The organism is Micromonospora sp. NPDC049497 (genome assembly GCF_044465805.1).
Lineage (GTDB): Bacteria > Actinomycetota > Actinomycetes > Mycobacteriales > Micromonosporaceae > Micromonospora.
Window position 1 is genome coordinate 206851 of record NZ_JBITMC010000003.1, and the last position, 21027, is coordinate 227877.

18 protein-coding genes are annotated in these 21027 nt (G+C 71.5%); 8 read left to right on the forward strand and 10 right to left on the reverse strand.

The annotated features are described in order from the left end of the window. The first annotated feature begins 1 nt into the window (after position 1). Entirely contained in the window at positions 2-1315 is a 1314-nt protein-coding gene (locus tag ACIBR0_RS06555) for a PLP-dependent aminotransferase family protein (protein WP_396713009.1), read from the forward strand. 7 nt (positions 1316-1322) lie between these two features. Then, positions 1323-2321, forward strand: coding sequence for a D-alanine--D-alanine ligase (locus ACIBR0_RS06560; RefSeq protein ID WP_396713010.1), 999 nt, complete (start codon positions 1323-1325; stop codon positions 2319-2321). A gap of 33 nt (positions 2322-2354) precedes the next feature. Here the strand turns inward: ACIBR0_RS06560 and ACIBR0_RS06565 are convergent, their stop codons facing one another. The 9 genes from ACIBR0_RS06565 to rpmH form a co-directional block, all read right to left on the reverse strand. Continuing rightward, entirely contained in the window at positions 2355-3140 is a 786-nt protein-coding gene (locus tag ACIBR0_RS06565) for a hypothetical protein (protein WP_396713011.1), read from the reverse strand. A 1364-nt stretch (positions 3141-4504) separates the two neighbouring features. After that, on the reverse strand, positions 4505-5527 hold the full coding sequence (locus ACIBR0_RS06570) for a ParB/RepB/Spo0J family partition protein (RefSeq protein ID WP_396713012.1): 1023 nt from the start codon (positions 5525-5527) through the stop codon (positions 4505-4507). Positions 5528-5554: 27 nt separating this feature from the next. After that, positions 5555-6841 carry an AAA family ATPase gene (locus ACIBR0_RS06575; RefSeq protein WP_396713013.1) on the reverse strand — a complete coding sequence of 429 codons (1287 nt, stop codon included), beginning with the start codon at positions 6839-6841 and terminating at the stop codon, positions 5555-5557. 264 nt (positions 6842-7105) lie between these two features. Then, entirely contained in the window at positions 7106-7804 is a 699-nt protein-coding gene (gene rsmG, locus ACIBR0_RS06580; protein WP_396713262.1) for a 16S rRNA (guanine(527)-N(7))-methyltransferase RsmG, read from the reverse strand. A gap of 151 nt (positions 7805-7955) precedes the next feature. Continuing rightward, a complete protein-coding gene (locus tag ACIBR0_RS06585; protein ID WP_396713014.1) occupies positions 7956-8564 on the reverse strand; it encodes a protein jag in 609 nt (202 codons plus the stop codon). Positions 8565-8774: 210 nt separating this feature from the next. Then, on the reverse strand, positions 8775-9761 hold the full coding sequence (yidC, locus tag ACIBR0_RS06590; RefSeq protein WP_396713015.1) for a membrane protein insertase YidC: 987 nt from the start codon (positions 9759-9761) through the stop codon (positions 8775-8777). Then, on the reverse strand, positions 9762-10001 hold the full coding sequence (yidD, locus tag ACIBR0_RS06595; protein WP_207228049.1) for a membrane protein insertion efficiency factor YidD: 240 nt from the start codon (positions 9999-10001) through the stop codon (positions 9762-9764). Positions 10002-10045: 44 nt separating this feature from the next. Then, the gene (gene rnpA, locus ACIBR0_RS06600) at positions 10046-10453 is read right to left on the reverse strand and encodes a ribonuclease P protein component (RefSeq protein WP_396713016.1); all 408 of its coding nucleotides are present in this window, start codon (positions 10451-10453) and stop codon (positions 10046-10048) included. A 34-nt stretch (positions 10454-10487) separates the two neighbouring features. Next, positions 10488-10625, reverse strand: a complete 138-nt coding sequence (gene rpmH, locus ACIBR0_RS06605) for a 50S ribosomal protein L34 (protein WP_091061882.1) — start codon at positions 10623-10625, stop codon at positions 10488-10490. A gap of 637 nt (positions 10626-11262) precedes the next feature. Here rpmH and dnaA point away from each other — a divergent pair. The 5 genes from dnaA (at position 11263) to ACIBR0_RS06630 (ending at position 17895) form a co-directional block, all read left to right on the forward strand. Beyond that, on the forward strand, positions 11263-13119 hold the full coding sequence (gene dnaA, locus ACIBR0_RS06610) for a chromosomal replication initiator protein DnaA (protein ID WP_396713017.1): 1857 nt from the start codon (positions 11263-11265) through the stop codon (positions 13117-13119). 819 nt (positions 13120-13938) lie between these two features. Continuing rightward, entirely contained in the window at positions 13939-15072 is a 1134-nt protein-coding gene (dnaN, locus tag ACIBR0_RS06615) for a DNA polymerase III subunit beta (RefSeq protein ID WP_396713018.1), read from the forward strand. Between the two features lie 40 nt (positions 15073-15112). Beyond that, positions 15113-15985 (forward strand): phosphogluconate dehydrogenase (NAD(+)-dependent, decarboxylating), encoded by an 873-nt coding sequence (gene gnd / locus ACIBR0_RS06620; protein ID WP_357028344.1) that lies wholly within the window; start codon positions 15113-15115, stop codon positions 15983-15985. A gap of 16 nt (positions 15986-16001) precedes the next feature. Next, positions 16002-17135, forward strand: a complete 1134-nt coding sequence (gene recF, locus ACIBR0_RS06625) for a DNA replication/repair protein RecF (protein ID WP_396713019.1) — start codon at positions 16002-16004, stop codon at positions 17133-17135. 55 nt (positions 17136-17190) lie between these two features. Next, on the forward strand, positions 17191-17895 hold the full coding sequence (locus ACIBR0_RS06630) for a DUF721 domain-containing protein (RefSeq protein ID WP_396713264.1): 705 nt from the start codon (positions 17191-17193) through the stop codon (positions 17893-17895). Here ACIBR0_RS06630 and ACIBR0_RS06635 read toward each other — a convergent pair. Then, positions 17886-18467, reverse strand: a complete 582-nt coding sequence (locus ACIBR0_RS06635) for a hypothetical protein (RefSeq protein WP_396713020.1) — start codon at positions 18465-18467, stop codon at positions 17886-17888. The two genes, ACIBR0_RS06630 and ACIBR0_RS06635, sit on opposite strands and share 10 nt — an antisense overlap. Before the next feature lie 504 nt (positions 18468-18971). Between ACIBR0_RS06635 and gyrB the strand changes: the two genes are divergently transcribed. After that, a complete protein-coding gene (gene gyrB / locus ACIBR0_RS06640; RefSeq protein ID WP_357036567.1) occupies positions 18972-20924 on the forward strand; it encodes a DNA topoisomerase (ATP-hydrolyzing) subunit B in 1953 nt (650 codons plus the stop codon). Positions 20925-21027: the final 103 nt, after the last annotated feature.

The following is a 21027-nucleotide window of genomic DNA, read 5'->3' on the forward strand; positions in this document are numbered from 1 at the left end:
CATGACCGGCACGACGCTCGACGACTACACCGACCGGTACGCCCGTCGTGTGCGGGGCATGACCGCCTCGGAGATCCGCGCCCTCTTCGCGGTCGCCAGCCGGCCGGAGGTGGTCTCCCTCGCCGGTGGCGCCCCATACATCGCGGCCCTGCCGCTGGACGCGGTCGGTGAGATGCTCGGCCGGCTCGGCTCCGAGCACGGTGCCACCACCCTCCAGTACGGCATCGGCCAGGGCACACCGGAGCTGCGCGAACGGATCTGCGAGGTGATGGCGCTCTCCGGGATCGACGCCGCGTGCGGCGCCTCCCCGGAGGACGTGGTGGTGACCGTCGGCGGTCAGCAGGCCCTCGACCTGGTGGCCCGGCTCTTCCTCGACCCGGGTGACGTGGTGCTCGCCGAGGGGCCGACCTACGTCGGCGCGCTCGGGGTGTTCCAGGCCGCCCAGGCCCAGGTGGTGCACGTCGCTATGGACGACGACGGGCTGGTCCCCGAGGCGCTGGAGGCGGCGATCGCCGAGCAGGCGCGGGCCGGCCGCCGGGTGAAGTTCCTCTACACCATCCCGACCTACCAGAACCCGACCGGCGTGACGCTGACCGACGAGCGGCGGGAGCGGGTGCTCGACATCTGCGAGCGCGCCGGCCTGCTGGTGGTCGAGGACGACCCGTACGGTCAGCTGGGTTTCGAGGGTGACGCGCCGGCGCCGCTGCGCGCGCGGCGCCGCGACGGGGTCTTCTACCTCAGCACGTTCTCCAAGACCTTCGCGCCGGGCCTGCGGGTGGGCTGGATCCTCGCCCCGCACGCGGTCCGCGACAAGCTGGTGATCGCCAGCGAGGCGCAGATCCTCTGCCCGAGCGGCTACGCGCAGGCCGCCGTCGCCACCTACCTGGCCACCATGCCGTGGCGGCAGCAGCTCAAGGTGTACCGCGAGGTCTACCGGGAGCGGCGCGACGCGTTGCTCGACGCGATGGCCGACCTGATGCCGGACGGCACCACGTGGACCACCCCCGCCGGTGGCCTCTTCGTGTGGGCGACCCTGCCCGACGGGCTTGACTCGAAGGCGATGATGCCCCGGGCGATCAACGCCCGCGTCGCGTACGTGCCGGGCACCGGCTTCTACGCCGACGGCTCCGGCACCGGCAACATGCGGCTCAACTTCTCGTTCCCGTCGCCGGAGCGGATCCGTGAGGGCGTACGCCGGCTGGCCGGGGTGATGGAGCAGGACATCGCCATGCGGCGGGTGTTCGGGGCGGTGGGCCGTCCCGGTGTGCGGCGCGGCCGGGCCGGCTCGGACGCCCCCGGTCCCGACTTGGCATGATTCCGGCATGGGTCCCACCGCTGCCGACCGTTCCGTCGTGACCGATCCCACCGTCACCACCGATTTGCGCGTCGTTGTCCTCGCCGGTGGCCTCTCCTACGAGCGGGACGTCTCGCTGAGGTCGGGCCGTCGGGTGCTCGACGCCCTGCGGGCCGTCGGCGTCGAGGCCGAACTGCGCGACGCCGATGTGGCTCTGCTGCCGGCGCTGGCCGCCGACCCGCCCGACGCCGTCGTGATCGCCCTGCACGGTGCCACCGGCGAGGACGGATCGCTGCGCGGGGTCCTCGACCTCTGCGACGTCCCGTACGTCGGCTGCGACGCCCGCGCGTCCCGTCTCGCGTGGGACAAGCCCTCCGCCAAGGCGGTGCTGCGGGAGGCCGGCATCCCGACCCCGGACTGGGTCGCCCTGCCGCACGACCGCTTCTCCGAGTTGGGCGCCGTCGCGGTTCTCGACCGCATCGCCGACCGGCTGGGCCTCCCGCTCATGGTGAAGCCCACGCAGGGCGGGTCGGGTCTGGGCGCCGCCGTGGTCCGGGACGCGGCGGCGCTGCCGGCCGCGATGGTGGGTTGTTTCGCGTACGACTCGACGGCGCTCGTCGAGCGCTACGTGCCGGGCATGGACGTGGCGGTCTCCGTGGTCGACCTGGGCGACGGCCCGCGCGCGCTCCCGGCGGTGGAGATCGTGCCGCGCAACGGGGTGTACGACTACGCCGCCCGCTACACCGCCGGCCGGACCACCTGGCACACCCCGGCGCGGCTGGATCCGGCGGTGGCCGACACGGTCGCCGAGGTCGCCCTCGCCGCACACACGGCTCTGGGGCTGCGGGACCTCAGCCGGGTCGATCTCATCGTCGACCCGGCCGGTCAGCCGCACGTCCTGGAGGTGAACGTGTCGCCGGGGATGACCGAGACCTCGCTGCTGCCGCTGGCGGTGCAGGCGGCCGGCCTGGACTTCGGCCGCGTCATCGGCTCCCTGGTGACCCGGGCGGCTGCCCGCCGCCGCTGAGAGCGGCGACCTCCCGGTCCTTGCTCTTCTCCCTCAGTCCGCCGTGCGATCGACCTCTGCGGCAGCCGTGACGATGCCGTCGGTGGTCGGCAGGGGTGTCTTGTCGTCCGACGACGCCAGGGGCTCCTCGCCCGGCGGCGGCAGGGGTGTCTCCTCGTCGGATTCGATCACGGACACGGGCTCCTCCTCGTCGGCCGGCACGGCCGGGGCCGCTGCCGCCGCCGCGAGGCTCGACGGGGCCTGCCACTGGATGCGCGGCGGTTCGGCGAGCGGCCGACCGCCGAACTCGGCCAGCCAGGCGGCCACCATCGCCAGGTTCTCCCGCCACCTGGCCTCGGAGATCGGCGGCAGGATGGAGTCCCACAGGGACAGGAACGTCCCCCGCAGCTGGAGCTGACCGTACGGCCGGGCCAGGAACCACATGTGCAGGTGCGCCGACCCGTCACCCCAACGGTTCACGTGTACCCGGCCGACCCCGTCGAGGGACCGGATGGCCCGTTCGAGCCGTACCGTCATGACCCCGAGTTCGGCGGCCAGCAGATTGGGCAGGTCGCCCAGGTCGAGATGTGAGCGGGATTCGAGGATCAGCACCATGGGCAGGCCGGTCGGCCGGTCCATCGCGCGGACCCGCCACCGCTCGCCCACCCAGATGTACGCGTCGTCGGGAGCGTTGCAAGCGGTGCATTCCCGGTGACCCTCACCCTTGCGGGGCGGCTCGACCGGGACCGGATCGTTGAGCTTCTTGACCCGAAGGTCACCTTCGAACGGAAAGGACGGCCACTGGGTGAAGTCCGGGACTGAGGGAGGGGTGTCGTGCACGACGCTGACCCTAGTCGTTCCCGGGGCCACTGTCCCTACCCGATTCATCGGCCCCCGCCGCTTCCCGGATCACCCGACAACCCTCCTCAACAGCGATATCCACAGGCTGCTGAGACACCCGCCACACCGCGTAATCCACAGGTCAGCGGCCTGTTTCACGCGTTGTTTCACGTGAAACGGGTGCTGCCTGTGGACAACGGGTGTGGATAACTTTTGGGTTCGCCGGAGAGGTCGACCCGCCACCGTCGACTTGGTTGGGGCCGAGGGCTTCCTGATCTCTGTTTCACGTGAAACCCAACCTCGGAAGTCGCGTCCTCTGCTGCCCTGCAGCCGCAACCTGCGGCACGACGGTAGGCGCTGGGAAGGCTCGCATCGGCTTTCCTCGTGGAGCTGATCTCGACCTCCCTGACGGCGCAGACACGCCTACACCGCGGCGGGAACTCAAGGCATCGGCTCCGACAGGGGAAGGGATCCTTCCCCTGCTTCCCCTACTTCCCCGTTTCACGTGAAACGGGGACCGGCGGTCCAGGGAGAGCATGTCCGGTAAGACGCCAACACCGCATCCGCCGGGCGGCCGTGCCGGGCGGCCATCGCGGGCGGCCGTCCGTGGCGACCGTCCCGGGCTGCCGTCACAAAGGCGCGCTAACTCGCGCCGGTCGCCGCCGCGTCCCAGCACGCGGTCGGCGACCGGACGCGACGCCGCCGGCGTAGGCACTCCGACGGCGGCCTGTCGAGCTGATGTCGCCGATGAATCGCGCTCAACCGCGTCCCGGTGGCGCCGGCCGGCGGGTGGGAACGGCTCGCCGTCGCCGGTGACCCCGACCATCCGCCGCCGCGTCGCGGTGCCGCCGGCCGGCGGGTGGAAACGGCTCGCCGTCGCCGGTAACGCCCACCATCCGCCGCCGCGTGGCGGTGATGTCCTGGGCGACTCACCTCGACAGCGCCACGACCGGTGCGGTCGAGCCGGCGCACGGCGGCGCCACGGCCGGGGAGCGGCACCCCCGGCCGCCGGGGAGCCGGGGACCGGTCAGGAGCGATCGGCGAAACCATCAGATCCCTAACCCGTCTGTGGTGCCCGTGGTGGCACGAACCAGGCGGGGCGGGGCAACTCCGCCCTCCCACGTTCCGATCGCGGCCTGGGGCTTCCTGGCGGGCGTGCGGGCGGAGGCCCGATCGGCGTCGTCACGTGGAAGCCAGAGCGAGGCCGGTGCGAGGGCCGGACCACGCCGTGGACCCCCGGCGGCGGCCGTTGCAGCAGCCACCGACCCGGACCAGGGCACCAGACCCCGCCCTGTGGGGCCGCAAACGAACCGGCCGCGTGCTCCCGGAAGGGATCACGCGGCCGGCGTAGGCGTCCGAGGGCGTCACTCCTCCGCGGACTCCTCCTGCTCGACTCCGATGATGCCGACGATCCGCTCCAGGTCGTCGACCGTGGCGAACTCAATCGTGATCTTCCCCTTGCTCCGGCCGATGTCCACCTTGACCCGGGTGTCGAACCGGTCGGAGAGCCGGTCGGCGAGGTCGGTGAGCGCGGGAGCATGCGGCTTCGGTCGCCGCCGCGCCGCCTCCTTCTTCGACGAGCCGTCGCTCAGCGACAGGGCCACGATTTCCTCGGTCGCCCGTACCGAGAGCCCTTCCGCGACGATGCGGAGGGCCAACTGCTCCTGGGCGTCCGACTCGTCGAGGCTGAGGAGGGCCCGGGCGTGGCCGGCGGAGAGCACGCCCGCAGCGACCCGCCGCTGCACCTGCGGGGGCAGGTTGAGCAACCGGATGGTGTTGGAGATCTGCGGCCGGCTCCGGCCGATCCGCCGGGCCAGTTCCTCATGGGTGGCGCCGAACTCGTCCAGCAGTTGCTGGTACGCGGCGGCCTCCTCCAGCGGGTTCAGGTTGGCCCGGTGGATGTTCTCCAGAAGTGCGTCCCGCAGCATGGCGTCATCGCGGGTGTCCCGGACGATCGCCGGGATGTTCTCCCGCCCGACCGCCTGGGCGGCCCGCCAGCGCCGCTCGCCCATGACGAGTTCGAACTTCTCGTCGTCGAGTTGGCGGACGACGATCGGCTGGAGGAAGCCGACCTCCTGAATGGAAGTCTTGAGCTCCTCCAGGGCGTCCTCGTCGAAGACCTGCCGGGGCTGCTTCGGGTTCGGCACGATCGAGTCGACCGGGATCTCGGCGAACCGCGCACCGGGAACCGGGCTCAGGCCGCTGCCGACGGTGACCGCGGTCGCGGACACGTCCGGAGCGGGCGTCGCCGGGATCGGCGAGGCCGACGTGTCGAAAGCAGGCCCGTCGGCGGGGTCGACCACGCCGGTGCCGGCGGTCGGTGGCGGTCCGGTCGGGATGAGCGCCCCCAGGCCCCGCCCCAGACCGCCCCGTGGACGGTTCTTCATGCCACGCCTCCCCGCGCCTCGTCCCCACTACGCATTCCGGCCCACCGGCTCCTTGACGCCCCGCTCGGCGATCTCCTGCGCGGCCTCGAAGTAACTCGTGGCACCCCGCGAACCGGGATCGTAGGTCATCACCGACTGGCCGTAGCTGGGTGCCTCGGACACCCGGACGTTGCGGGGGATGACCGCCCGGAGGACCTTGTCGCCGAAGTGGTTCCGGACGTCCTGCTCGACGGCGTCCGCCAGGCGGGTCCGCCGGTCGTACATGGTGAGCAGGATCGTGGACACCTCGAGTCGCGGGTTGAGGTGCTGCCGGACCAGGTTGATGTTGCTGATGAGCTGGTTCAGGCCCTCCAGCGCGTAGTACTCGCACTGGATGGGGATCAGCACCTCCTGCGCGGCCACGAGAGCGTTGACCGTCAGCAGGCCGAGCGAGGGCGGGCAGTCGATGAAGACGTAGTCGAAGTGCCCCGGGTAGCCGGTGATCGCGCGGGAGAGCCGGGACTCGCGGGCGACCACCGAGACCAGCTCGATCTCCGCGCCGGCGAGGTCGATGGTGGCCGGCACGCACCAGAGGTTCGGGATGCCTTCTACCGCCTGGGCCACCTCCTCCAGCGGCTCGCTGTTGATGAGGCAGTCGTAGACGTCCGGCACGCCGGTGTGGTGCGGAACGTTCAGCCCCGTGGAGGCGTTGCCCTGAGGGTCCAGGTCGACCACCAGTACACGGTTGCCGTGCAGGGCCAACGCCACTGCCAGGTTCACCGTCGTGGTGGTCTTGCCCACTCCGCCCTTCTGGTTCGCGACGCACATCACCCGCGTCCGCTCGGGCCGAGGCATCGTCACCTCGCCACTCGGATTCAGGATCTGCACGGCGCGCATCGCCTCCATAGCCAACGGTGGGTCATCCTCTTCGCGCGTCGGGGTTTCACGTGAAACGTACGCGTCCTCGGTTGCGACACGCCCGTAGGAACCGGGTGGGGTCGTGGTTGTGTCGGTCACGGGCACGGGGTCGGGTGCCGCGTCCGGTACGCCGGCGGGCGTCGGCTGGTGCGGTACGGCCACTTCGAAACGAGCAGGGACCGCCCCGCCGTCGTCGGGCGCGTTCCGGACGGCGGGCGCCGGTGCCGAGCCGGAGACGGGCCGCGCCACGCCGGTTGCCGGCGGCTCCCGGCGAGCCACCGGATCGCAGTCCGCCGGCCGGGTCGACGCGTCGCTCGGCACCTCGCGCGGCCAACTCGGGTGGTCGGTTTCACGTGAAACAGGATCGCTCGCTGATCCGGTCACGCGTGGATCGTCGTACCTGCCGTCGTCATGCACCTGTCATCCCTGCCCGCTTCGGATGGTCGGTCCGCACCCCGTCAACCGGACGCATGTGCGCTCGCGCCTGACGAGCGTACGGTCCGGCGGGAGCGGGCGGGATCCGATGAACGTCCGTCGCCACCCGCTCCACACTATCGACGCGCGGCCAGCCTACGGCGCACGGGCGTGGCCGGTCCACGTCGGGTTCTCATCCTTCGGTCCACCCCGTACCGATTCAACGACTCAACAGTGGGGCAGGACAGGGCAGACGAGGTGCAGACGTCAGCGGCGCCGGGACCGCCCGCCACGCGAGCGCTTCGGCGCCTTGGGCCGCACCGGCGCGACCATGCGTTCCCGCACGATCTCGACGACGGTCGTGGGTGGGTCGATGATGCCCTCGCCGCAGCGGTGGATCTCCGGCGTACCGCCGCCGAGCCGCGTCACCGTGCCAGCGTGCTCGGCGATCTCCTCGGCCACCGAAGCGCCCTTGAGCGCGATCAACCGTCCACCGCGGACGGCCAGCGGCAGGCACCAGGTGGAGAGCCGATCCAAGGGTGCGACCGCACGGGCGGTCACGACGTCCCCGGTCAGCGGGGCGGCACCGCTCGCACCGCTGGCCGCCTCGTCCGCACGGCCCCGGAACACCCGGACCATCTTTGCCAGGCCCAGCCGCTCCACCGTCTCGATGAGGAAGGAGGTACGACGGGCCAGCGGTTCGATGAGAGTCACCGTCAGATCGGGACGGGCGATCGCGAGCACCAGGCCGGGCAGGCCCGCGCCCGACCCGACGTCGAGCACGGTCGCGCCCTGTGGAATCCGTTCCGCCACGGCCGCACAGTTGAGCAGGTGCCGGTCCCAGATCCGGGGAGCCTCCCGCGGACCGATCAGGCCACGCACCACTCCGTCGGTGGCGAGCAGTTCCGCGTACGCGGCGGCCAGGTCCAGCCGGTCGCCGAAGAGCGTGCGCGCGGCCTCGGCCAGGTCGGGCGGAAGGACGGCGTCCTCCGGGGACGGTGTGCGGGCCGGCGCGGCCGTTTCCTCGTCGGAGGAGGCACGGACAGGCGACGGCCCGGACGGCGTGCCGCCCGGGCCGGCCACGGCACCGGCCGTGGTGTCGTCGTGGGTCACCCGGTCAGTCCGCCGGCCGGACGATGATGCGCCGGTTCGGCTCGACGCCCTCGGACTCGCTCTCCACGCCGCTCATCGCGTTCACCACGTCGTGCACGCACTTGCGCTCGAACGCGGACATCGGCTCCAGGCGGACGGGCTCGCCGTGCTCCTTGACCTTCTCGACGGCGTTGCGCGCGACGGCGGCCAACTCCTTGCGGCGGTTGGCCCGGTAGCCGCCGACGTCGAGCAGCAGCCGGCTCGGGGAGCCGGTCTGCCGGAAGACAGCGAGACGCGCCAGCTCCTGAAGGGCCTCCAGGGTCGCACCGCGCTGACCGACCAGGTTCTGCAGGCGCGCGCCGACCACCTCGACGACCGGACGACCACCGGAGACCAGCTCGTCGATGTCGCCGTCGTAGTCGAGGATGTCGAGCAGCCCCTCGACGTAGTCGGCCGCGATCTCGCTCTGCCGGAACAGCTCGCTCTCGCCGGCGGCCTTCTTCTCCGTGCCGGTGGTGCCGGTCTCCTCGGTCTCGTCGGCGTCGTCGTCGCCGGTCGCCACAGTCGCCCCGATCGCCTCGGTCTCCTCGGCGTCCAGGGAGTCGTCGGCGCGGGGGGTGCTGGTGTCGGTCACGGTGTCATCTCCGTAGTCGCTCGGCCGGACCGTCGGGTCCGCTGGTCTCCCGTGGCCGGCGGGAGGTCGCCGGTGCCCACGGGCACGTCTGTACGGGCAGTTTCGCCCGTGTCCGCGCCGCGCGCGGTGGTTCCGCCCCGGCGCCGGCCGTACGGCGGCAGCACGGTGCGGAACGGGCCGCCGCCGGTCACCCGACGACGGCCCGGAGGGTCAGCCCTGCCGCTTGGCGGGGCGGCCCTTCTTCGGGTTGACCGGCTTGGCGCCCGGCTTCGGCCCGGCGACCTTCGGCGCGATCGGCTTGGCCGGCACCTGGGCGGCCGGCTTGTTGCGGCTGAGCAGGCCGCCGGTCTTGGCGGGCTGGACCGGGGTGCGGGCCGAGGTGCCGGACTTGGCGGTAACGCTCGGCGGCGGTGGGAACTTGCGCAGCACCCACTGCTGCTGGGCGAGAGTGAAGAGGTTGTTCGTGACCCAGTAGATGATCACACCGATCGGGAAGATCGCGCCGGAGATCAGCAGCGACAGGGGGATGCCGTAGAGCATCAGGCGCTGGATCATCCGCTGCTGCGGGTCCTCGGCCCAGCCGGTCTTGAGGATCATCTGGCGGCTGGTCAGGTAGGTGGTGCCCATCATGACCAGCACCAGGATGCCGGCCATGACCTTCACCGTGGTGCCGTCGGCGTCGAGTCGCGCCAGTTCCTCGGCGGTGGAGCCGAACTTGCCGGCGATCGGCGCGGTGAAGATCTTCGCCTGCGAGGCGCTGTTGAACTGGTCGACCGTCCAGCCGTAGAGGGTCTTGTTCTCCTTCGCCGGGTCGAGCCGGCGGAGCACGTGGAAGAGGCCCAGGAAGACCGGGATCTGGAGGAACATCGGAAGGCAGCCCATGAGCGGGTTGGCCTTTTCCTTCCGGTAGAGCTCCATCATCTCCTTCTGGAGCGTCTCCCGGTCACCCTTGTGCTTCTCCTGCAGGGCCTTCACCTGCGGCTGGAGCGCCTGCATCGCCCGCTGCGACTTGATCTGCTTGACGAAGACCGGGAACAGGATCACCCGGACGGTGACCACCAGGAAGATGATGGCGAGGATCCACGCCCAGTTCGTCCCGAGCACCGCGCCGTCCGGCACCCCGATGCGGTCCCAGGCCCCATGCCAGGCCAGCAGGATCCACGAAATCGCGTAGTAGATCCAGTCGAGACTAAACACTCAGGCTCCAGTCACATCGGCACGGCGGCGACCGCCCGGCTCCGGCACCGGGTCGAATCCACCTGGGTGGAAGGGGTGGCAGCGCAACAACCGCCGGACCGTCAGGCCGGCTCCCCGGAACGCGCCGTGGCGGGCCACCGCCTCGAGGGCGTACGCACTGCACGACGGGTAGAACCGACAGCGGGCCGGCAGAGCCGGACTTATCCACCGACGGTACGCGATGATGGGGCCGGTCAGCACCCGGGCACCGGTTGTCACCGGGGGCGGAACCTCGTGCGGCGCGCTCACCGCGACCGCCGTCCCCGGGGCGTCCGCGCGGCGGCGAGCGCCGCGTCGAGGTCGCCCGCGAGCCGGGCGTACGGTGCGTCCGCTGCGGCGGGCAGGGCACGGACGACGAGGGTGCTGCCGGCGGGCAGCTCGGTGAGCCGCTCCCGGACCAGATGCCGCAGTCGACGGCGGACCCGGTTGCGGACCACCGCGTTCCCGACGGCCTTGGACACGACGAAGCCGGCGCGGCTGGACGCGGAGGCTTGCTCCACGTCACTCCGCGCCGGCTCCGACAGGTCTGGCTGGCCGGGTGCCGCCGGCAGGGTCAGATGGACGACGACCGCGCCACGGCCGACGCGTCGGCCACCACGGACCGCTGCGGCGAAGTCAGTGCTGCGCCGCAGGCGTTGCGCGGCCGCCAGCACGACTGCCCACGTCCCCGGATCTGCCCGGACGGCCTCAGGCCGCCAGGCGGGTGCGACCCTTGGCGCGACGGGTCGAGAGGATGGCGCGGCCGGCACGGGTGCGCATGCGCAGCCGGAAGCCGTGGGTCTTCGCGCGCCGGCGGTTGTTCGGCTGGTAGGTGCGCTTGCTCACGTCAGGCTCTCCGTTTTCGTACGCCCCGGGCGAGGGGCTCGCCGGGGTCGTGTGGTGGTCCAGGCCACCTCGGCGGTGGCCCCCGATCGGTGCTGCCCGGCGACGCGAGACCTCGGTGAGGCGGGGACGCGACCGCGGACAGCAAGCATCCATCACCCTAGCAGAGGGCGAGAGAGCAGCCGCTCCAGCCTACGCAGGGGTGCAACGACCGTCAAACACTCCCACCAGGTCGAACATCGGACCGGCGGCACGACCGAAGCGGCCGTTTTCGCTGATGCCGACAAGGGCGCCTGCGCGTCGGCGGTTGATGGTGCGGTGACAACGCTGCTACCGTGCCCGATTGCGGTCGGCGTCGGCAGGTGCGGTCTTCGCCGATGGGGCAAGACCGGACAGGGTAGTGGATCGTTCGGCACGGTGAACCCGCTTCAGCGCCCGTTCAGGTAGGGGGGCAGGTCCGACCCGCGTCAGGCGGGCAGCCACAATCGGTGCGTACACAGGCTGTGGATAACTTGTGGACGAGGACCGGTCAGCCGTCCGGGTGGGGTGATGTTCCACCCGCTCCAACGCGGCGGGCCCGGGACGGCCGACCGGGAAGACGGACGGCGTCCGGGAGCAGAGGCGAGGGGGTGGCACGACGGTGGCCGGTACGACCGACCTTGCCGAGGTGTGGACGGCGACGACCGACGAGCTCGCCGACGAGATCATCTCCGCGCAGCAGCGGGCGTACCTCCGGTTGACCCGGCTGCGCGCCATCGTCGAGGACACCGCTCTGCTCTCCGTCCCGGACGCGTTCACGCGCGACGTCATCGAGTCGCGACTGCGTCCGGCGATCACCGAGGCGTTGACCCGCCGGTTGGGCCGGCCGATACAGGTGGCGGTCACGGTGCGCGTGGCGGAGGACGGCTCCGGCCGCCCGGCCGGCACCGTCTACCGCAGTGCCCCCGAGCCGGCGCCCGAGAGCGGACCGGTCGACTACGCCGGCGGACCGGTCGACTACGCCGCGGGTCCAGGAGCGAACTCCTTCGACGAGCGGCCGGACACCGGCGACGGGCGGCAGCAGCTTCCCCTGATCCCGGAGCAGGCTCAGCCCGAGCGTCGGGCCGACCACCTGGCGGAGATCCCGCACGCACGTGACGACGGGCACCGGTCGGACCCGGGCGGCCGGGGCGGTCAGGAGCCGCTGTTCAGCACCGCCTTCGCCGAACCCCCGCGACCGGACCGGCCCGCCGGTCGGCGTGGCCCGGATCGGCGGGACCTCGAGGAGCCGGCCGCCCGCCTGGACCCGCCGCTCGGCGAGAGCCGGGGCTTCGACGCCCGCTACCGCGAGGATTCGGTGTCCCCCCGGGACCAGCACGTGATCCGGACCATGCCCCGCGACGGTGCTACGGACAGCGGCCCGGGCCGGGGTGGCGCGGATCACCGGCCGGGCGGCCGGGACGACCGCCGGGCGGGCGCCGACGGCGGCGGCAACCGGCTCAACCCGAAGTACATGTTCGAGACGTTCGTCATCGGCTCGTCGAACCGGTTCGCGCACGCGGCGAGCGTGGCGGTGGCCGAGTCGCCGGCGAAGGCGTACAACCCGCTCTTCATCTACGGCAGCTCCGGTCTGGGCAAGACCCACCTGCTGCACGCCATCGGTCACTACGCGACGACGTTGGGCAACGCCCGCTCGGTGCGGTACGTGTCGACCGAGGAGTTCACGAACGACTTCATCAACTCGCTGCGGGACGACAAGATCAGCGCGTTCCAGCGCCGCTACCGGGACGTCGACATCCTCCTGATCGACGACATCCAGTTCCTGGAGAACCGGGAGCGGACCCAGGAGGAGTTCTTCCACACCTTCAACACGCTGCACAACGCCAACAAGCAGATCGTGATCACCTCCGACCGGTCGCCGAAGCAGCTGGCGACGCTGGAGGACCGGCTGCGGACCCGGTTCGAGTGGGGCCTGCTGGCCGACATCCAGCCGCCGGACCTGGAGACCCGGATCGCGATCCTGCAGAAGAAGGCGGCGCAGGAGCGGCTGTACGCCCCGCCGGACGTGCTGGAGTTCATCGCCTCGCGGGTGTCGAACTCGATCCGGGAACTGGAGGGCGCCCTCATCCGGGTGACCGCGTTCGCCAGTCTCACCCGGTCCACCGTCGAGCTGTCGCTGGCGGAGGAGGTGCTGCGGGACTTCATCCCGGACGGCGCCGGCCCGGAGATCACCGCCGACCAGATCATGGTCTCCACCTCCGAGTACTTCGGCGTGAGCCTGGAGGACCTGCGCGGCCACTCCCGGTCCCGGGTGCTCGTCAACGCCCGCCAGGTGGCCATGTACCTGTGCCGCGAGCTGACCGACCTGTCGCTGCCCCGGATCGGCCAGGCCTTCGGCGGCCGGGACCACACCACCGTCATGCACGCCGACCGGAAGATCCGCCAGCAGATGGCCGAGCGCCGGTCGCTCTACAACCAGATCGCGGAACTCACCAACCGGATCAAGCAGACCACCTGAGCAGACCACCTGAGCGGACCACCGTGACGAACGACGCCCGGCCGGACCACCGGCCGGGCGTTCGGCGTCTGCGGACCCGTCGGGGGGTACCCGGAACGGCCGCCCGACGGTTCTCCACAGTCCTGCGGCTTGACCCTCGACATGGTGTAGGCCACAGGATCGAGGCCGTGTCCGTCCACCGCCCGGGTCGTTGTCCACAACTCGTTGTCCACAGCCGGTGGACAACTACGGTCCGTCCCCCCGACAGTTACCCACAGGTTGTGGAGAAACCCTGGGGACGAAGCTGTGGACGCCTGGGGACAACCACGCCGTTGTCCACCGACGACGGTCCGCCTGTGGGCAAGCTGTTGAAGGTTCTGGGGATAAGGGTCATCGAGCCGCTTCCACGTGTCCACAGACCTGGGGAGAAAGTCGGTGGATTACCGGTGGACAACCGGTGGACAACGGTGGACAGCCTGGGGACGACGGCGGGCTGTGGACCGGGGCACGAGTTGTACCCCCGGTTCTCCACAGGGAAACCACCGGTGGATAACCTGTCTGACCTGCGCAGACGGCGGTTCTCCACAGTTTGCACAGGTGCGATGAAGACGATGGGTTATCTCTTCTAAGAAGAACAAAAACCAATCACCACCGTTGGACTTCCTGTGGATCGGGCCGGACACCGCCGTCGGCGGTCGCCCCGGCACCTGGATCCACGGGGTCGGGCGCACAGCCGATGCCCACGCGCCCTAAGGTGCGATGGGTACCCGCCGGTCAGGCGGGACGGTAGGCAGCGGTCGGCATGAGAGAGTTGTCGCTGACGTCGACGCGGAGGCATTGATGAAGTTCCGAGTAGAGCGTGACGCGCTCGCCGAGGCCGTGGCCTGGACCGCGAAGAGCCTGCCCAACCGGCCATCCGTACCGGTGCTCGCCGGCGTGATGCTGCGCGTCACCGACGGCAACCTCCAGGTCTCCGGCTTTGACTACGAGGTTTCCAGCCAGGTCAGCGTCGAGGTGCAGGGCGACGCCGACGGCGCCGCCCTCGTCTCCGGCCGGCTGCTCGCCGAGATCACCAAGGCGCTGCCGGCCAAGCCGGTCGACATCGCCGCGGTCGGCGCCCACCTCGAACTGGTCTGCGGCAGCGCGCGCTTCACCCTGCCGACCATGCCGGTGGAGGACTACCCGTCCCTGCCCGACATGCCGGAGAGCGCCGGCACCGTCGACGCCGCCGCCTTCGCCGCCGCCGTCGCCCAGGTCGCGATCGCCGCCGGCCGGGACGAGACGCTGCCGATGATGACCGGTGTCCGCATCGAACTTTCCGGCAGCACGATGGCCATGCTCGCCACCGACCGCTACCGGCTCGCCCTGCGCGAGATGGAGTGGAACCCGGACGACCCGGAGATCAGCCTCAACGCCCTCGTGCCGGCCCGGACCCTGAACGACACCGCCAAGGCGCTCGGCCCGATCGGCGGCCACGTCACCATGGCGCTGTCCCAGGGCGGTGCCGGCGAGGGCATGATCGGCTTCGCCGGTGGCACCCGCCGCACCACCAGCAGGCTGCTCGACGGCGCCAACTACCCGCCGGTGCGCTCACTCTTCCCCGCCTCCCACAACGCCGAGGCGCGGGTGCCGGTCAGCACGCTGATCGAGGTCGTCAAGCGGGTCGCCCTGGTGGCCGAGCGGGCCACCCCGGTGCTGCTCAGCTTCAGCGCCGACGGCCTGGTGGTCGAGGCCGGTGGCACCGAGGAGGCGCGCGCCAGCGAGGCCATGGAGGCCACCTTCACGGGTGACCCGCTGACGATCGGCTTCAACCCGCAGTACCTGATCGACGGCCTCGCGAACCTGGGGGCCCAGTTCGCCGTGCTCCAGTTCGTCGATGCCTTCAAGCCGGCGGTGATTTCACCCGCCGGCGAGGATGGCGAGGTCCTGCCCGGGTACCGGTACCTCATCATGCCGATCCGCGTCTCCCGCTGATCGCGCCCGAGAAGACCCGAACGCACGGAGGTAGGGACAGATGCAGCTCGGCCTGGTAGGGCTCGGCCGGATGGGCGGCAACATGCGCGAGCGGTTGCGCGCCGCCGGGCACGAAGTCGTCGGCTTCGACCACAACGCTCAGGTCAGCGACGTGGCCAGCCTGGCGGAGCTGGCGGAGAAGCTGGAGTCGCCGCGGGCCGTCTGGGTCATGGTCCCCGCCGGGGTCACCGACGCGACCATCGACGAGCTGGCCGGCGTGCTCGGCGCCGGCGACATCATCATCGACGGCGGCAACTCGCGCTTCAGCGACGACGCCCCCCGTGCCGAGCGCCTCAACGAGCAGGGCATCGGTTACCTCGACGTCGGCGTGTCCGGCGGCGTCTGGGGCCGGCAGAACGGTTACGCGCTCATGGTCGGCGGCGCGCAGGAGCACGTCGAGCGGCTGATGCCGATCTTCGAGGCGCTGAAGCCGGCCGGTGAGTTCGGCTTCGTCCACGCCGGCCCGGTGGGTGCCGGCCACTACGCCAAGATGGTGCACAACGGCATCGAGTACGGCCTGATGCACGCCTACGCCGAGGGGTACGAGCTGCTCGCCAAGTCCGAGCTGGTCACCAACGTCCCGGGCGTCTTCAAGTCGTGGCGCGAGGGCACCGTCGTCCGGTCCTGGCTGCTCGACCTGCTCGACCTGGCCCTCGACGAGGACCCGGAGCTGGCCGAGCTGAGCGGCTACACCGAGGACACCGGCGAGGGCCGGTGGACCGTCGACGAGGCCGTCCGGCTCGCCGTGCCGCTCAACGTCATCACCGCCTCCCTCTTCGCCCGGTTCGCCTCCCGCCAGGACGACTCGCCGGCGATGAAGGCCGTGGCCGCGCTGCGCCAGCAGTTCGGCGGGCACGCCGTCCACAAGCGCTGACCGGTATCCACAGCCTGTGTACGTCCGCCGGCTCGAACTGGTCGACTTCCGCTCGTACGAGCGGGTCGCCGTGGACCTGGAGCCGGGGGCGAACGTCCTGACCGGCCCCAACGGTGTCGGCAAGACGAACCTCGTCGAGGCGCTGGGCTACGTGGCGACCCTGGACTCGCACCGGGTCGCCACCGACGCCCCGCTGGTACGGATGGGCGCCACCTCCGCGGTGATCCGCTGCGCGGTGGTGCACGAGGGCCGGGAACTCCTGGTGGAGCTGGAGATCGTCCCCGGCAAGGCCAACCGGGCCCGGCTGGGGCGGTCTCCCGCCCGCCGGGCCCGCGACGTGCTCGGTGCCCTGCGGCTGGTGCTGTTCGCACCCGAGGACCTGGAACTCGTCCGGGGCGACCCCGCCGAGCGTCGCCGCTACCTCGACGACCTCCTGGTCAGCCGCCAGCCCCGGTACGCCGGGGTGCGCGCCGACTACGAGCGGGTGGTCAAGCAGCGCAACGCCCTGCTGCGCACCGCGTACCTGGCCCGCAAGACCGGCGGCTCGCGCGGCGGCGACCTGTCCACCCTGGCGGTGTGGGACACCCACCTCGCCCGGCACGGCGCCGAGCTGCTCGCCGGCCGGCTGGAGCTGGTCGCCGCGCTCGGCCCGCACGTGACGAAGGCCTACGACGCGGTGGCCGCCGGCAGGGGCGCGGCGGGGATCACCTACCGGCCCTCAGTGGAGCTGACGGAGCCGACCACCGACCGGGCCGCGCTGGCCGAGGCGCTCACCGCCGCGCTGGCCGAGGCCCGCTCATCCGAGGTCGAGCGGGGCACCACGCTGGTCGGTCCGCACCGCGACGACCTCACCCTCACGCTCGGCCCGCTGCCCGCCAAGGGGTACGCGAGCCACGGCGAGTCCTGGTCGTACGCGCTGGCCCTGCGGCTGGCGGGGTACGACCTGCTGCGCGCCGACGGCATCGAGCCGGTGCTGGTGCTCGACGACGTGTTCGCCGAGCTGGACGCCGGCCGCCGGGAACGTCTCGCCGACCTGGTCGGCGGGGCCAGTCAACTGCTCGTCACCTGCGCGGTCGACGAGGACGTGCCGACCCGCCTGCGGGGTGCCCGGTACGCGGTCGGTGAGGGGACGGTGCGTCGTGCCGGATGAACCGCGTCGACCGGGCGCTGCGGGGGACCCGGAGCGGTCGCCCGCCTCGGGCCGGGTGACCGGGGGTGGGGCGCGCGGTGCGCGTACCTCCTCGGGAGCCGGTGGGACGACGGGCCGTGCGCCACGGGCGGCCGGAAGCGGCGCGGACGCCGCGTCCGGGACCGGGCGTGGAGCCGGCGGACCGCAACCCGGCGACGGGGCCTCCGGTGGGTCGAAGGGCGACGCGGGTGCGGCCGGTGGACCGGCGGAGGGCGCCTCCGGGCCGCAACTGGCACGGGCGGTGCTCGACGCGGCGAAGGCCCGGCGGGAGTCGACGGCGAAGAGCCGGCGGCGCGGCGGGACCGGCGGCGAGGGCGGTGGCGCCGAGCGGCGGCTGCGCGGCTACTCCGGGCCCGGACCGGACCCGCGCGATCCGCAGCCGCTCGGCGCGGTGCTCGACCGGCTCATGAAGGCGCGCGGCTGGCAGCAGCCCGCCGCCGAGGCCCGGGTCTTCGGCGCGTGGGAGAAGGTCGTGGGGTCGGAGGTGGCGCAGCACAGCCGGCCGGTGAAGCTGGAGGACGGCGAGCTGACCGTGGAGGCCCGCTCCACGGCCTGGGCGACCCAGCTGCGCCTGCTCGCCGGGTCGCTGCTCCAGCAGATCGGCCGCGAGGTGGGTCACAACGTCGTGCGCCGGCTGCACATCCACGGCCCGGCGGCGCCGTCGTGGTCCCGGGGCCCCCGGCGGGTACGCGGCCGCGGGCCTCGCGACACCTACGGCTGACCGGCCCGCCGGGGCGCCTCGGACTCGGCGTAGACGGCGAACCCCCGGTCGGCGCAGCGCCGGTAGAACGCGGCCAGCACGCTCAGCTCGGGGCAGGTGTAGTTCCACTGCGGTGACGCGCCGGCGTCGTCGCGCAGCGCGTCGAGCCGGCTGTCGAGCCACCGGAGCTGCTGCTCGGCGAGGCGACCGTCGGCGAGCAGGCCGCGCAGCACCTCGCTGACCGACTCGAAGGTCACGGTCTCGCCGTGCTGGCGGTGCCCGGCCACGAACCGCTCGATCCCCCCGGCGATCCAGGCGCACCCGTCCGGGTCGATCACCGGGTCCTCGTCCTCCGCGGCGGCGTCCGTGGCGTAGAGCACACCCTCCAGGCCCAGCAGCAGGTCGACCAGCTCGGTGTACGCGGTCGCCCGCACCGTTCCGGTCTTCGCGATCAGCTCGGCGAGCGCCGCGGTCGGCGCCGAGATCCGGGGCATGTCCACGATCTCGCCGAAGTCGACGAACTCGGCCGGCGCGACCGGATCGTAGAAGCGGCCGGTCCGCGGCCAGTGCACCGCGACGTTGTCCAGCCCCATCTGGCGTCACCTCTCAAGCCGTGTCGGGTAGATCGGGTCGATCGTCCGGTTCAGACCGCCAAAGATCAAGGCCGGTTCCGGTCGCGCCGTGACCGTACCCCGGACGTGGTGCGAAGCAACGCGCGGTCTTCGGCCGGTCGCGCCGCCGATCGGGCCGTGGCGTGTAGGGGGAGTCGCGGACGGCGACGTTCGGCCGGCTACGGAGGTCTCAGACGCCTCGCAGGGGTGCCGAGTGGTGGTTCTGTCGTTCGCGCACAGTAAGATTGACGGAGAGACGAAGACCCGGTGCGGTGCGACGAAACCCGGGCCCGGTGCGGGCCCGTGATCATTGTCCACGTCGGGTCGAGCCGATCGCGATCCGCGGGCAACCGCGGCGACCGGCGCGTTCGACCCGTACCCCGGCTTGTCCCCGGTGCCGGTCCGCGCGCCGACGTCGCGTCCTGTCCGCCGAACCCGCGCCCGGCACGCCGTGAGGCGTGCCACGGCGCGAGAAAGTGGCCGAGGGTGGCAGCGCAGGACAAGCAGGAGTACGGCGCCGAGTCGATCACCGTCCTCGAAGGTCTGGAGGCGGTCCGGAAGCGGCCGGGTATGTACATCGGGTCGACCGGCGAGCGCGGTCTGCACCACCTCGTGCAGGAGGTCGTGGACAACGCGGTGGACGAGGCGCTGGCCGGGCACTGCGACACCATCGACGTGGTGCTGCTGGCCGACGGCGGTGTCCGGGTCACCGACAACGGCCGTGGCTTCCCCGTCGACATCCACCCCAAGCTGAAGAAGCCGGGGGTCGAGGTCGCGTTGACCGTGCTGCACGCGGGCGGCAAGTTCGACGGCAAGGCGTACGCGGTCTCCGGCGGCCTGCACGGTGTCGGCGTCTCCGTGGTGAACGCCCTCTCCACCCGGATGGCGGTGGAGATCCACAAGTCCGGCCACGTCTGGCGGCAGCAGTACACGAACTCCAAGCCGTCCCCGCTGGACAAGGGCGAGACCACCGACCGCACCGGCTCTGCGGTCTCCTTCTGGCCGGATCCGGCTATCTTCGAGACCGTCGACTTCGACTTCCAGACCATCTACCGGCGCCTGCAGGAGATGGCCTTCCTCAACCGCGGTCTGAGCATCCATCTCCTCGACGAGCGGGTCCCGGAGGGCGTGGAGGGCAAGCCGCGCGAGGTGACCTTCCTCTACAAGGACGGCATCGCCGACTTCGTCCGGCACCTCAACGCCTCCAAGAACCCGATCCACAAGACGGTGGTCCAGTTCGACGCCGAGGACGTGGAGGAGGGCATGGCGGTCGAGATCGCCATGCAGTGGAACGAGTCCTACGGCGAGTCGGTCTACACCTTCGCCAACACGATCAACACGCACGAGGGCGGCACCCACGAGGAGGGCTTCCGGGCCGCGCTGACCAGCGTCATCAACCGCTACGGCGCCGACAAGAAGCTGCTCAAGGGCGACGAGAAGCTCTCCGGCGAGGACATCCGCGAGGGCCTGGCCGCGATCATCTCGGTGAAGCTGACCAACCCGCAGTTCGAGGGCCAGACGAAGACCAAGCTCGGCAACACCCCGGTGAAGAGCTTCGTCCAGCGGGTCTGCAACGAGTGGCTGGTCGACTGGCTGGACCGGAACCCGGCCGAGGCGAAGACCATCATCACCAAGGCGTCCCAGGCCGCCCGCGCCCGGATCGCCGCCCAGCAGGCGCGCAAGCTCGCCCGCCGCAAGTCGCTGCTGGAGTCCGGGTCGATGCCGGGCAAGCTGGCCGACTGCCAGTCCACCGACCCGCGCGAGTCCGAGGTGTTCATCGTCGAGGGCGACTCGGCCGGCGGCTCGGCCAAGCAGGGACGCGACCCGCGCACCCAGGCGATCCTGCCGATCCGCGGCAAGATCCTCAACGTGGAGAAGGCCCGGATCGACCGGGTGCTGAAGAACAACGAGGTCCAGGCGCTCATCACCGCGCTGGGCACCGGCATCCACGACGACTTCGACATGGAGAAGCTGCGCTACCACAAGGTGGTGCTGATGGCCGACGCCGACGTCGACGGCCAGCACATCCAGACGCTGCTGCTCACCCTGCTGTTCCGCTTCATGCGGCCGCTGGTCGAGCTGGGCCACGTCTACCTGGCCGCCCCGCCGCTCTACAAGATCAAGTGGAACAAGAAGGGCGACGACGCGCAGTACGCGTACTCCGACCGGGAGCGCGACGGGCTGATCGCGCTGCGCCAGCAGAAGAAGCCGAACGCCCGGCCGGACGACATCCAGCGGTTCAAGGGTCTCGGCGAGATGAACTACCCCGAGCTGTGGGAAACCACGATGAACCCGGCGACGCGTACGCTGCGTCAGGTCACCCTCGACGACGCGGCGACCGCCGACGAGTTGTTCAGCGTGCTGATGGGTGAGGACGTCGAGGCGCGCCGGTCGTTCATCCAGCGCAACGCCAAGGACGTCCGCTTCCTGGACATCTGACGGACGCTGGCGGCCGGCCCGGTCATCATCCACCGGGCGGCCCGCCGATCCACAGAGTTATCCACAGCGCGGCCGTTATCCACAGCGGTTATCCACAGCACGA

What these genes read in the sequence shown, in the direction of transcription:
- ACIBR0_RS06635 (WP_396713020.1), bottom strand. Translation starts at nt 18,467, where the DNA reads ATGGGGCTGGACAACGTCGCGGTGCACTGGCCGCGGACCGGCCGCTTC.
- ACIBR0_RS06560 (WP_396713010.1), top strand. Translation starts at nt 1,323, where the DNA reads ATGGGTCCCACCGCTGCCGACCGTTCCGTCGTGACCGATCCCACCGTC.
- ACIBR0_RS06555 (WP_396713009.1), top strand. Translation starts at nt 2, where the DNA reads ATGACCGGCACGACGCTCGACGACTACACCGACCGGTACGCCCGTCGT.
- ACIBR0_RS06570 (WP_396713012.1), bottom strand. Translation starts at nt 5,527, where the DNA reads ATGAAGAACCGTCCACGGGGCGGTCTGGGGCGGGGCCTGGGGGCGCTC.
- gnd (WP_357028344.1), top strand. Translation starts at nt 15,113, where the DNA reads ATGCAGCTCGGCCTGGTAGGGCTCGGCCGGATGGGCGGCAACATGCGC.
- dnaN (WP_396713018.1), top strand. Translation starts at nt 13,939, where the DNA reads ATGAAGTTCCGAGTAGAGCGTGACGCGCTCGCCGAGGCCGTGGCCTGG.